Annotated in this window: 10 protein-coding genes and 2 tRNA genes; 4 read left to right on the plus strand and 8 right to left on the minus strand. The window is 73.7% G+C overall.

Annotated elements, in window-relative coordinates:
- Positions 1-26: 26 nt before the first annotated feature.
- From clpX to PKA89_RS02370, 6 genes are all read right to left on the minus strand, one after another.
- Complete coding sequence (clpX, locus tag PKA89_RS02345) at positions 27-1,310, minus strand: ATP-dependent Clp protease ATP-binding subunit ClpX (protein ID WP_324416220.1); 1,284 nt, start codon at positions 1,308-1,310, stop codon at positions 27-29.
- Between the two features lie 108 nt (positions 1,311-1,418).
- A complete protein-coding gene (locus PKA89_RS02350; protein WP_324416222.1) occupies positions 1,419-2,198 on the minus strand; it encodes a DUF4118 domain-containing protein in 780 nt (259 codons plus the stop codon).
- Positions 2,199-2,533: 335 nt separating this feature from the next.
- Complete coding sequence (locus tag PKA89_RS02355) at positions 2,534-3,493, minus strand: hypothetical protein (RefSeq protein ID WP_324416224.1); 960 nt, start codon at positions 3,491-3,493, stop codon at positions 2,534-2,536.
- A 379-nt stretch (positions 3,494-3,872) separates the two neighbouring features.
- The gene (locus PKA89_RS02360; RefSeq protein WP_324416226.1) at positions 3,873-4,520 is read right to left on the minus strand and encodes an ATP-dependent Clp protease proteolytic subunit; all 648 of its coding nucleotides are present in this window, start codon (positions 4,518-4,520) and stop codon (positions 3,873-3,875) included.
- A 28-nt stretch (positions 4,521-4,548) separates the two neighbouring features.
- Positions 4,549-5,175: an ATP-dependent Clp protease proteolytic subunit gene (locus PKA89_RS02365; protein ID WP_324416228.1), complete on the minus strand. Its 627-nt coding sequence runs from the start codon at positions 5,173-5,175 to the stop codon at positions 4,549-4,551.
- 131 nt (positions 5,176-5,306) lie between these two features.
- Positions 5,307-6,566, minus strand: coding sequence for an MFS transporter (locus tag PKA89_RS02370; RefSeq protein ID WP_324416230.1), 1,260 nt, complete (start codon positions 6,564-6,566; stop codon positions 5,307-5,309).
- Between the two features lie 92 nt (positions 6,567-6,658).
- On the opposite strand from PKA89_RS02370, the gene PKA89_RS02375 reads away from it, so the two are divergent.
- The gene (locus tag PKA89_RS02375) at positions 6,659-7,738 is read left to right on the plus strand and encodes a LacI family DNA-binding transcriptional regulator (protein ID WP_324416232.1); all 1,080 of its coding nucleotides are present in this window, start codon (positions 6,659-6,661) and stop codon (positions 7,736-7,738) included.
- Between the two features lie 136 nt (positions 7,739-7,874).
- Here the strand turns inward: PKA89_RS02375 and tig are convergent, their stop codons facing one another.
- Entirely contained in the window at positions 7,875-9,224 is a 1,350-nt protein-coding gene (gene tig, locus PKA89_RS02380; RefSeq protein ID WP_324416234.1) for a trigger factor, read from the minus strand.
- Between the two features lie 258 nt (positions 9,225-9,482).
- On the opposite strand from tig, the gene PKA89_RS02385 reads away from it, so the two are divergent.
- Together PKA89_RS02385 and PKA89_RS02390 are read left to right on the plus strand one after the other, a co-directional pair.
- Positions 9,483-10,433, plus strand: a complete 951-nt coding sequence (locus PKA89_RS02385; RefSeq protein WP_324416236.1) for a zinc metalloprotease — start codon at positions 9,483-9,485, stop codon at positions 10,431-10,433.
- A gap of 59 nt (positions 10,434-10,492) precedes the next feature.
- The gene (locus PKA89_RS02390) at positions 10,493-11,467 is read left to right on the plus strand and encodes a DUF389 domain-containing protein (protein ID WP_324416238.1); all 975 of its coding nucleotides are present in this window, start codon (positions 10,493-10,495) and stop codon (positions 11,465-11,467) included.
- Positions 11,468-11,481: 14 nt separating this feature from the next.
- On the opposite strand, the gene PKA89_RS02395 is transcribed toward PKA89_RS02390, so the two are convergent.
- Positions 11,482-11,555, minus strand: a tRNA-Gly gene (locus PKA89_RS02395).
- A gap of 89 nt (positions 11,556-11,644) precedes the next feature.
- Here PKA89_RS02395 and PKA89_RS02400 point away from each other — a divergent pair.
- Positions 11,645-11,718, plus strand: a tRNA-Pro gene (locus PKA89_RS02400).
- Position 11,719 lies beyond the last annotated feature (1 nt).

Here is an 11,719-nt window from a genome sequence, read left to right on the forward strand (position 1 = left end):
CCGCCGCCGGACGGGACGGGGTGCGGTCAGGCGGAACGCTTGCGCGGCGTGCGCTTGCGACCGCTCTCGGGCTCGTGCCGGACGATGGTCGGGTTGACGTTCTTGAGGACGACGTCGCGGGTCACGACGACCTTGGCGATCTCCTCGTCGCTCGGCACGTCGAACATCACCGGGAGGAGGACCTCCTCCATGATCGCCCGCAGACCGCGGGCACCGGTGCCGCGGGCCAGGGCCTGCTCGGCGACCGCCTCGATGGCGTCGTCGCTGAACTCGAGGACGACGCCGTCGATCTCGAACATCTTCTGGTACTGCTTGACGAGCGCGTTGCGCGGCTCGGTGAGGATGCGCACGAGCGCCTCGACGTCGAGCGGCGACACCGTGGTGATGACCGGCAGGCGGCCGATGAACTCGGGGATGAGGCCGAACTTCATCAGGTCCTCGGGCATGACCTCGTGGATGCTCTCGGCGAGGTCCTTCGGGGTGTGCAGCTCGGAACCGAAGCCGAGACCCTTCTTCCCGTTGCGCGACTCGATGAGCTTCTCGAGCCCGGCGAACGCACCGCCGACGATGAACAGCACGTTCGTCGTGTCGATCTGGATGAACTCCTGGTGCGGGTGCTTGCGCCCGCCCTGCGGGGGCACCGACGCGGTCGTGCCCTCGAGGATCTTCAGCAGCGCCTGCTGCACGCCCTCGCCCGACACGTCGCGGGTGATGCTCGGGTTCTCCGACTTGCGGGCGATCTTGTCGACCTCGTCGATGTAGATGATCCCCGTCTCGGCCTTCTTGACGTCGTAGTCCGCGGCCTGGATGAGCTTGAGGAGGATGTTCTCGACGTCCTCGCCGACGTAGCCGGCCTCGGTCAGGGCCGTCGCGTCCGCGATGGCGAAGGGGACGTTGAGCATCTTGGCCAAGGTCTGGGCGAGGTAGGTCTTGCCACAGCCGGTGGGCCCGATGAGGAGGATGTTCGACTTGGCGATGTCGACGTGGTCGGCGTCCTTCTTCGTGCCCGCCTCGCCGGCCTGGATCCGCTTGTAGTGGTTGTAGACGGCGACGGCGAGGGCCTTCTTGGCGACGTCCTGGCCGACGACGTAGTTCTCGAGGAAGTCGAAGATCTCGCGCGGCTTGGGCAGCTCGTCGAGGCCGAGGTCGCCGGACTCGGCGAGCTCCTCCTCGATGATCTCGTTGCAGAGGTCGATGCACTCGTCGCAGATGTAGACGCCGGGGCCGGCGATGAGCTTCTTGACCTGCTTCTGCGACTTGCCGCAGAAGGAGCACTTCAGCAGGTCGCTGGTCTCTCCGACTCGTGCCACGGAACGTCCTCCACCTCGGCTCGACAACGCCCCCGACGGTACCCGCCGACGGATCCCGTCGCACCCATTGAAGCCCCCACCGGCCCGGCGCGTCGCGTCGGTTCGCTGTCAGCGCAACGCGGCGCCCGGCGGCCTCCCGCCCTCCGGGACGGCGCGGTCGCCCGGGGCGCCGCCGCGGGTGGCGACCCGCACGAGCAGGGCGGCCACCCGCAGCTGCTCGGCCCCCGGCCGGACGACCCGCGCGGCGGCGGTCAGCGCGACGTGCCCGAGCACCGTGCCGCCCTCGCTCGCGGGGACCGCGGTGACCCGGTCGGTCGGCAGGCCGTCCCGGGCCGGGTCGAGGACCCGGCCCTCGAGCGTCAGCACCCCCTCGGCGTCGACGACGGCGTCGCGACGGTCGGGCGGTCCGTCGTGCCATCGGGCCCGCTCGACCCCGACGACCTCGGCCACCGCCCGGGCCAGCGCGGCACCCCGCTCGGCCCGGCCGACCCCGTCGGGGAGGTCGAGGAGGGCGGCGACGCCGGAGAGGTACCCCTCCCGGCGGGCCGAGACGCCCTGGGCGCGGCGGCCCCGGAGCGCGATCTCGCTCACGGCGAGCCCGACGAGGACGAGCACGACGACGAGCTCGACGTCACTGCGGCCGGCGATGGCGAGGCTGAGGTACGGCACGGTGAGGAACACGTCGAACCCGAGCGCCGCGCTCACGGCGGCGACCACCCCCGAGACGCGGTCCCCGGCCGCCGAGACGGCGACGACGGACAGCACGAGGACCAGGGCGGCCGGAGCCGGTTCGACGGACTCGCGCACCGTGCCGAGGAGCGCGGCGACGGCGAACGGCCCGACGGCCGCGGCGACGTGCAGCAGGGTGAGGTCACGACGGTCGCGCATGCGTCCAGCGCACCACCGCAGCGGCCGGCCCGGTCCGCGTCGACGCCGTGTTGACGGCGTCCTGACGCCGTCTTGACGCCCGCTGCCCCCGCCTCGCCGCCCTCACCCCGCCCTGCCGCCGTCACCTCGCCCCTGCCGCCGTCGTCCCGCCTCGCCGCCCCCATCCCGCCCTGCCGCGGCCACCTCGCCCCGCCGCCCCGCCATGACGCCCCGGCGCGGTGAGGCCACCCCGGCACGGCAAGACCGCCCCGGCGCGGTGAGGCCACCACGGCACGGTGAGGCCACCCCGGCACGGCACCACCCGGCAGCCGGAGGCGGGACGAGTCACCACTCGCTCAGCTGACGGACGCGCCGAGGTCGAACCACGTGCTGTGACGTTCGGGCCGGATCCCGACACTCCCGAGCAGGCGCCCGAGGGCGGGCCGGTCGAGGGCGACGCTCCACACCCAGCGAGCGACCCGCGCCTGGCGACGCAGCCGGTCCTCCCGCTGCTTCTCCTCCCAGAGCACCTGCGCAGCGGTCTCGGGGTCCGCTCCCTCGGGGACCCGGTACTTGACCCGGCCGTCGAACTCCCCGACGACGCCGGCCCAGCCGAAGTCGGTGTAGCCGATGAGTCCTCGGTCGTCCGTGTACGGCACCTGGAGGCGTGGTCGTGGCAGCCCGAGCAGGTACATCTGCACCCGGGAGAGACTCTCACCGGCCGACATGCTGCCCGGGTCGGCCAGGTCGCGCACGAGGGCCGCGGTGCGACGCCCGGCCACCCGAGGGGCCACGGCCGCCACCTCGGCCGAGAGGTCCGCGACGGTGCACAGACCGTTCCGCAGCGCGTGGTCGGCGGCTGCGACGGCTGACTCGAGGGTGCCGGTCCGCGCGAGGTCGACCACGGTGCGCGCGGGTGGCGTCACGCTCAGCCCCTGCACCGTCACGGGCTCGGTGTCGCCACCGACGACGGGGCACAGACCACCCGACCGGCTGGCGCGGCGTGAGTGGCTGAGCACGCCGACGCAGGAGGGCCAGTCCTCGACCCGGGGCATCCCCCACACCGCCGCGGCCGACCACGCGGCCACGACCCGGTCGTGACCCGGTCGGCGGACGAGGTCCGCGGCGTGCACCACGGCGGCGTGGCGTTGACCCGGCGCGAGCTCGGCCCAGTGGGCGCTCGGTACCCACACGCCGTGGCGGACATGGTGCCAGTCGTCCACGGCGCGGCTCGGCTCGACGCCCGCGCGCCGCAGGTCGACCCCGAGCCGAAGGAGACCGGGGTCGAGGGGCACCGGAAGGTGGAGAGCCGTCATCCGGTGAGCGTGGCAGCACCTCCGGGACCGGCCGTCGGGTTGTCCACAGCCCCCGGCCCCAGGTCGGCGTTGCGGCACGGCGGCACCGACGCGTCAGGACGAGATGGGGACGGCGAGGCGAGATCGGGTCGGGCCGGCAGGACCGGGTCGGCACGGCGAGGTCGGGTCGGGCCGGCAGGACCGGGTCGGCACGGCGAGGTCGACCCGACTCCGTCATACCGCCGTTCCATCGCTCTGCCGGCGCGTCATGACGCCCCGGCCGGGCGAGGTCGGGGCGGCGGGGCGAGGTCGGGGCGGCGGGACGGGAACCGGGGGTGGGGACGAGACCGCCGCCCGGTCGCGGGGACCGGGCGGCGGCGGTGGTGCGGTGGGCGGCGGCTCAGACGCTCGAGGCCTTGCGCGAGGCGAGGACCTCGTCGACGAGGCCGTACTCCTTGGCACCCTCGGCGGAGAGGATCTTGTCGCGCTCGATGTCCTTGCGGACCTCCTCGACCGTCCGGTTGCTGTGGTGCGCGATCGTCTCCTCGAGCCACTCGCGCATCCGGATGATCTCGTTGGCGTGGATCTCGAGGTCGGAGGCCATGCCGCCGGTGCCCTCGATCGCGGGCTGGTGGATGAGTACGCGGCTGTTCGGCAGCGCGAAGCGCTTGCCCTTCGCGCCGGCGCCGAGCAGCACCGCGGCCGCGGACGCGGCCTGCCCGATGACGAAGGTCTGCACGTCCGGGCGGATGTACTGCATCGTGTCGTAGATCGCCGTCATCGCCGTGAACGAGCCGCCCGGGCTGTTGATGTACATGAGGATGTCGCGGTCGGGGTCCTGGGACTCGAGCACGATGAGCTGGGCGATGATGTCGTCGGCCGAGGCGTCGTCGACCTGCACGCCGAGGAAGATGATGCGGTCCTCGAAGAGCTTGGTGTACGGGTCGAGGCGCTTCATGCCGTACGAGGTGCGCTCCTCGAACTGCGGCAGGATGTAGCGGCTCTGCGGGCCCGGCACGTGGAGCCGGCCGGTCAGGTCTGCGTTCATGTCTCTCTCTCGCGTCGTCTCGGCCGGGTCAGTCCGACGTCACGGGGTTGTCGGCGTGCCGGCCCGCCATGTCGGCCTTGGTGATCACGTGGTCGACGAAGCCGTACTCCTTGGCCTCCGCCGCCGTGAACCAGCGGTCGCGGTCGGAGTCGGCCTCGATCTGGTCGACGGTCTGCCCGGTGTGCTCGGCGATGAGCTCGGCCATCTGCTTCTTGATGTGCAGCAGCTGCTCGGCCTGGATCTTGATGTCGGACGCGGTGCCGCCGATGCCGCCGGACGGCTGGTGCATCATGACCCGCGCGTGCGGGGTGGCGTAGCGCTTGCCCGGGGTGCCGGCGGACAGGAGGAACTGGCCCATCGAGGCGGCCATCCCCATCGCGACCGTGGCGACGTCGTTGGGCACCCACTGCATGGTGTCGAAGATGGCCATGCCGGCGGTCACCGAGCCGCCGGGGCTGTTGATGTAGAGCCAGATGTCCTTGTCGGAGTCCTCGGCGGCGAGCAGCAGCATCTGCGCGCAGATGGCGTTCGCGTTGTCGTCACGCACGTCGGACCCGAGGAAGATGATCCGCTCCTTGAGGAGACGGTTGTAGATGGAGTCGTCGAGGCCGGCCTTCTGGCCCTCGCCCGCGGCGACGATCTCGGTGCTGGTCACGCTGGGATGCTCCTCGCTCGTGATGGGGTCGTTCCTGTCAGTGACCCTAACGCCCGCCCACCCCGCGGCACTCCACCACCGGCGCCGTGTTCGCCGTGAGCACAACCGCCCCGGGTGGACCCCGGACGGGCTCAGCCGACCGGCCCCCCCGCCGCCGGCGCGGCCCGCCGCTGCGCGGCCGGACGACCTTCCGGCTCGCGCACCGAGGGGACGACGGACAGGGCCAGGACGGCGAGGGCGCCGACGACGAGGAGCGCGTGGAGGACCCCGACGTGGTCGCCGAGGAAGCCGAGGAGCGGCGGACCCGCGATGAAGGCGACGTAGCCGATCGTCGCGACGACCGACATCCGGGCCGCGGCGCGCTGCGGGTCGTCGGCGGAGGCACTCATCCCGACCGGGAAGCCGAGGGCGGCCCCGATGCCCCAGACGGCGGCGCCCACGAACGCGAGCCAGTCGGCCCCGAAGACGACGAGCGCCGCGCCGAGGACGGCCAGCCCGAAGCTGACCCGCAGCACCGGGACCCGTCCGCGGGTGTCGAGGAGGTGGGTGCCGACGAGCCGGCCGACCGTCATGAAGGTGAGGAAGGTCGCGAAGCCGAGCACGCCCGCCCACGCCGGGAGCTCGTGGCCCTCGACGAAGGCCACGGCCAGCCAGTCGTTCGCGGTGCCCTCGGTGAACGCGGCCGCGAGGACGACCACCCCGATGAGCAGGGTGCGCGGCTCGAGCCACGCCGACCGCTGCCGGGGTGGGGCCACGCCCTCGGCCCCGGCCGGCTCGTCCTCCGCGGCCCGCGGCAGGAAGCGCGGCAGCGCCCAGGCGGCGCCGGCCACCGTGACGAGGACGGCACCCGCGAAGTGGAGGGTCAACGGCACGTGCGCGGCCGACATCCCGGCCCCGACGAGCGCGGAGAGCACGGTGCCGCCGGAGAAGGCCGCGTGGAAGTGGGGCATGACCGAGCTCCCGAGCTCGCGCTCCACCGTGGCGCCCTCGAGGTTCATGGCGACGTCCCACAGGCCGACCCCGAGGCCGACGAGGAAGAGGCCGGCCATGACGAGGAAGCGCGACCCGTGGGCGTCGACGACCGCGCCGGTGGCGAGGAGCCCGACCAGCGAGACGCCCGCGCCGACCGTCACGGTCCGCCCGGCACCGATCCGGCCGCTGACCCGCCCGGCGAGGGGCAGGCCCGTGACCGAGCCGACGCTCGCCGCGAGGAGCGTGGCGCCGAGCTCGCCGGCGCTCAGCCCGAGGGCCACCTTGGTGTCCGCGATGCGGGCCGCCCACGACGCGAAGACGAGGCCGGCGAGGGCGAAGACGACGAAGACGGCGGTGCGGGCCGTCGTCACCCGCTCGCGGGGCAGGGCGGGCGCGGCGGCGGACATGGCGGTGCTCACGGGCTCTCTCGGGGCTGGGTGGCGACGGGCTCGTGAGGGCCGCGCCGAGGGTCGAATCGATTCGATCGAATCGATTCGATATTCTCCGACGCATGAGCCGCCCACGTCAAGCCGGGGACCGTCGCCCGACGCTGCGCGACGTCGCCGTCCGCGCGGGCGTCTCGACCTCGACCGCGTCGCTCGTCTTCAGCGGCAAGCGTCCGGTCTCCGCGGCCACGGCCGAGCGGGTGCGCGAGGCCGCGGCCGCCCTCGCGTTCGCCGGCCCCGACCCGCTGGCGTCCTCCCTGCGCCAGGGCCGGGTCGGCACGGTGGCGGTCGTCGTCGAGGCCCCCCTGCGCTACGCGTTCCGCGACCCGTTCGCCCTCGCCGTGCTCGACGGCCTCGCCGACGAGCTCGAGGTCGCCGGGCGCACGATGCTGCTCGTCGCCCAGCCCGCCGACGACCCCGAGCGGGCGGTCGCCCAGCTGGCCGGCCAGGCCCTCGACGCGGCCGTCTTCCCGCTGTGCGGCGTCCGGGACAACCCCGTCGTCGCCCACCTCACGGCGCGAGGCGTGCCGCTCGTCGGCAGCGGCTCCCCCGAGGCCGCCGGCATCGCGCACGTGCGCACCGACGAGGAGGCCGCGATCGGGCTGACCACCCGCCACGTCCTCGACCTCGGGCACACCCGGGTGGCGCACGTCTCGATGGCCCTGCACCCGGGCGCGGTGACCGGGCCGGTCCGGGTGAGCGACGTCGAGGGCGCGGAGTACCCCGACGCCGCCGGTCGGCTGCGCGGCTTCCGGTCGCTCGTGGGCGCGGACGCGCCCGTCGTCCAGGCCGCCGACCTGACCGTCGGGGCCGGCGAGGAGGCCGGCCGGCTGCTCCTCGAGCGTCCCGCGCCCCTGCGCCCCACCGCCGTCGTCTGCCAGGCCGACCTGCTCGCGGCCGGGGTGGTGCGGGCCGCGGAGTCCCTCGGCCTGCGGGTGCCCGAGGACCTCTCGGTCACCGGCTTCGACGGGGTCGACCTGCCGTGGCTCGACGCGACCCTGACCACCGTGCTGCAGCCCGGCGTCGAGAAGGGCCGGGCGCTCGGGCGGCTGGTCCGGCGGGCGCTCGAGGGCGAGGCGGTCGCCGACGAGCCGTTCCCGGTCTCGCTCCGGGTCGGCACGACGACCGCTCCGCCGCCCGCCTGACCCCGCGGACGCCACGGAGACCCGGGGCGCCGGCCCCCGGTGCCCCACTCATGGCGAATCCCCCACCTCGACGGGCCCGGACCGGGCCTCCCGAGGTGGGGGATGCGCAAGAAGTCGCCGGGGTCGGCGACCCGGGTCAGGCCTTCGCCGGCTCCTCGGTGTCCTCGGTGGCGTCGGCGGCCTCGTCGGTGGCGGCGTCCGCGGCCTCGTCACCCTCGGCGTCCGGCACGAGCGCGTCGAGGTCGACGGCGTTGCCGCTGGCGTCGGTGACCGTGGCCTCGTCGAGGACGGCGGCCAGCGCCTTGCGGCGGGCGACCTCCTGGACCATCGCGGGCACCTGGCCCTGCTGGTCGAGCGCCTGGGCGAACTGGTTGGGGTCCATGCCGTACTGCTGCGCGCTCATCACGAGGTACTCGATGAGCTCGGGCTGCTCGACGCGGACCTCGAGCTGCTCGGCGATCGCGTCGAGGAGGAACTGGGCCTTGAGCGCCTTGCGGGTCGACTCGTCGACCTCGGCCCGGTGCTCGTCGTCCTCCATCCGGTTCTCGCCCTCGAGGTGGGCGTCGACCTCGGCCTGCACGATGCCGTCCGGCACCGGCACGTCGACGGTCTCGAGGAGGTGCTCGAGGACCTTGTCGCGGGCCTGGATGCCCTGCTCGTACCGCTTGGCCTGCTCGGCCTGCTGGACGACGTCGGCGCGCAGCTCCTCGAGGGTGTCGAACTGGGAGGCCAGCTGGGCGAAGTCGTCGTCGAGCTCGGGGAGCTCGCGGACCTTGACCGACTGCACGGTGACGGTGCACTCGGCGTCCTGACCCTCGCGGTCGCCACCGGCGAGCGGGGCGGTGAAGGTCGTCGTGTCGCCGGCGGAGAGCCCGAGGAGCGCCTCGTCCATCCCGGCGAGCATGTTGCCGCTGCCGACCTCGTAGGAGACCCCGGTGACCGAGTCGATCTCCTCGCCCTCGATCTCGGCCGAGAGGTCGATGGAGACGTGGTCGCCGTCCTCGACGGGGCGGTCGACGCCGACGAGGGTGCCGAAGCGCTCGCGCAGCGCGGTGAGCCGCTCCTCGACGTCGTCGTCGGCGACGGAGACGTCGTCGACGGTGACCGCGATGCCGGTGAGCTCGGGGAGCTCGATGGTCGGGCGGACGTCGGTCTCGACGGTGAACTCGAGGTCCTGGCCGTCCTCGAGCGGGACGGCGGTGACGTCGACGTCGGGCTGACCGATGGCGCGGACCTCCTCGGCCTCGGCGGCCTCGGCGAAGAAGCGCGGGAGGGCCTCGTTGACGGCCTCCTGGACGACGGCACCGCGGCCGACGCGCTGGTCGATGATCCGCGCGGGGACCTTGCCCTTGCGGAAGCCGGGGACCTGGATCTGCGCGCCGATGGTGCGGTACGCGTCGTCGAGCAGTGGCTTCAGCTCGTCGAACGGGACCTCGACGGTCAGCTTGACCCGGGTCGGGCTCAGGGTCTCGACGGCACTCTTCACTTCGGGGACTCCACCTGGGGTGTCGGGGTTGACGGTCGGGCGTCGTCGGACCGGGCGGGGCCGGGCGCTCCGGGCCGCGCGAGGGCGCGGACGACCGGGACGACGCCAAAGGCCCATGCTAGCGGCCCGCCCCGGGGCGGCCGAATCGGCCGTTCACCGCACAGGGCGGGCACGGGCCCTCCCGCGCGGCGTCCCGGGCCGGTACCTTCCGCAAGCACCGCGCGCACCCGAACGGGTCGCCCGACCGAAGGGACCTCGATGACCTCGCTGACCTCCGCCCTCACCCGGCTCGCCGCCGCCGGCGCACTCGTCACGGCGCTCGGCGCGCCGGCGGCCGTCTCCGGCGCCGCCGCCGCCGGCACTCCCTCCCCCCAGGTGCAGGCCTGTGCCGGCAGCGCGGCCCGGGTCGCCGACGGCGCGAGCGCGGCGGAGCCCAAGCTCTACCCCGACAACCAGGCCAACGCCTACGGCGTCCTGCCCGACGCGCCGTACCTCGGCAACGGCGAGGTCACCGTCCCCACCGTCTTCCACATGGTCTCCGACGACGGCTTCACCGCTGCCGAGAAGGCCCGCTGGACGCGCCTCATCGCGGCCCAGATGACCGTGCTCAACGACTCCTACGCCGGGCGCACCGCCGCCGACGCCGCGGACACCCCGTTCCGCTTCCGCCTGGTCGGCACGACGTGGACGACGAACCCCGCCTGGTACACCGTCGTGCCGGGCAAGAACGAGAGGGACATGAAGAAGGCGCTCCACCAAGGCGACTCACGCACCCTCAACGTGTACGCGGCGAACATCGGCGGCGGCCTGCTCGGCTGGTCGTACTTCCCCAAGGGGTACAACAACGGGCGGGACTACATCGACGGTGTCGTCATGCTCGACGAGTCGATGCCGGGCGGCACCGCGGGCAAGTACGCCGAGGGCGACACGCTCACCCACGAGGTCGGGCACTGGCTGATGCTCGAGCACACCTTCAACCACGGGTGCTCGGCCTCCGGCGACTACGTGACCGACACCCCGAAGGAGGCCCAGCCGCAGTTCGACTGCCCGGTGGGCGCGGACACGTGCAGCGCGCCCGGCCTCGACCCCATCCACAACTTCATGGACTACACGCAGGACTCCTGCATGAACATGTTCACCCGTGGCCAGGCCGAGCGCATGAGCGACGCGTGGGTCGCCTTCCGCGCCGGGGGTACCGGGGGCAAGTGACCGGCGGCCCGAGCGCCGGGTCCGCCCTCGCGGGCCCGGCGCTCGGGCACACTGGCGCCGTGCTGTCGCTGCGCCTCTCGGTCCCCGGGTCCCTGACCGAGGACGTCCTCACCCTCCTGCGGTCCGACGACTACGTCACCGGGCTGGCGGTGCACCGCGGGGCCTCGCTCGTCCCGCCCGGCGACGTCGTCACCGCCGACATCGCGCGGGAGGGCGCCAACCCCGTCATCGAGGCGCTGCGCGACCTCGGGGTGCACGAGGAGGGCACCATCCGGGTCGAGCCGGTCGAGACCTGGCTCTCGCGCACCGGGCTCGAGGCCGAGCGCCTCGCCCCGGGGGCGAGCGCGGACGCCGTCGTCTGGACCGAGGTCGGGCACCGGGCGTACGGCGACTCGGAGCTCAACTGGACGTACGTGTCCTTCATGGTGCTCGCGACCCTCATCGCCGGCGTCGCCATCGTCCTCGACTCCCCCATCCTCGTCATCGGGGCGATGGTGCTCGGGCCGGAGTTCGGACCGGTCGCCGCCATCGGCCTCGCGCTCGTGCGGCGCAAGTGGGGCCTGTTCGGCATCGCCGCGCGCACGCTCGTGCTCGGCTTCGTCGTCGGGATGGTCGTGACCTTCGCGGCCGGCCTGCTCGGCCGGCTGCTCGGCTGGGTCACCTACGAGGACATCGTCGGCGAGCGGCCGGCGACGGCGTTCATCTACACCCCGGACCGCTGGAGCTTCGTCGTCGCCGTCGTCGCGGCGGCGGCCGGCGTGCTGTCGCTGACCTCGGCGCGCACCGGCGGCCTGTCCGGGGTCTTCATCTCGGTGACCACCGTGCCCGCCGCGGGCAACGTCGCCCTCGGCGCGGCGTTCGGGGCGTGGCACGAGGTGAGCGGCTCGCTCGCCCAGCTGGGGCTCAACCTCGCCGGGATGGCGGCCGCCGGCGCGCTGACCCTCGCGCTGCAGCAGGCAGTGTGGTCGAGGGTGCCCGCGCGGCGCCGCACCCTCGTGCGGCACCGGGACGTGCTCGGGCGCCCGGACTGGTGACGGGCGACGAGCGATGGAGCGGGCGACGGGAATCGAACCCGCGTAGCCAGTTTGGAAGACTGGGGCTCTACCATTGAGCTACGCCCGCGCACCTCGTCGGCGTGCACCGCGAGGGCAGCGCTAGCCTAGGGCGGCGCCCGCGGGAATCCGAAATCATCCGCTCGGTCCCGCGTGCCCCGGGGTATGGCGCAGCTTGGTAGCGCGTCCGCTTTGGGAGCGGAAGGCCGCCGGTTCGAATCCGGCTACCCCGAC

It is taken from the genome of Phycicoccus sp. (assembly GCF_035325325.1).
Classification (GTDB): domain Bacteria; phylum Actinomycetota; class Actinomycetes; order Actinomycetales; family Dermatophilaceae; genus Phycicoccus.

What these genes read in the sequence shown, in the direction of transcription:
- PKA89_RS02350 (WP_324416222.1), bottom strand. Translation starts at nt 2,198, where the DNA reads ATGCGCGACCGTCGTGACCTCACCCTGCTGCACGTCGCCGCGGCCGTC.
- PKA89_RS02355 (WP_324416224.1), bottom strand. Translation starts at nt 3,493, where the DNA reads ATGACGGCTCTCCACCTTCCGGTGCCCCTCGACCCCGGTCTCCTTCGG.
- PKA89_RS02360 (WP_324416226.1), bottom strand. Translation starts at nt 4,520, where the DNA reads ATGAACGCAGACCTGACCGGCCGGCTCCACGTGCCGGGCCCGCAGAGC.
- PKA89_RS02375 (WP_324416232.1), top strand. Translation starts at nt 6,659, where the DNA reads ATGAGCCGCCCACGTCAAGCCGGGGACCGTCGCCCGACGCTGCGCGAC.
- PKA89_RS02385 (WP_324416236.1), top strand. Translation starts at nt 9,483, where the DNA reads ATGACCTCGCTGACCTCCGCCCTCACCCGGCTCGCCGCCGCCGGCGCA.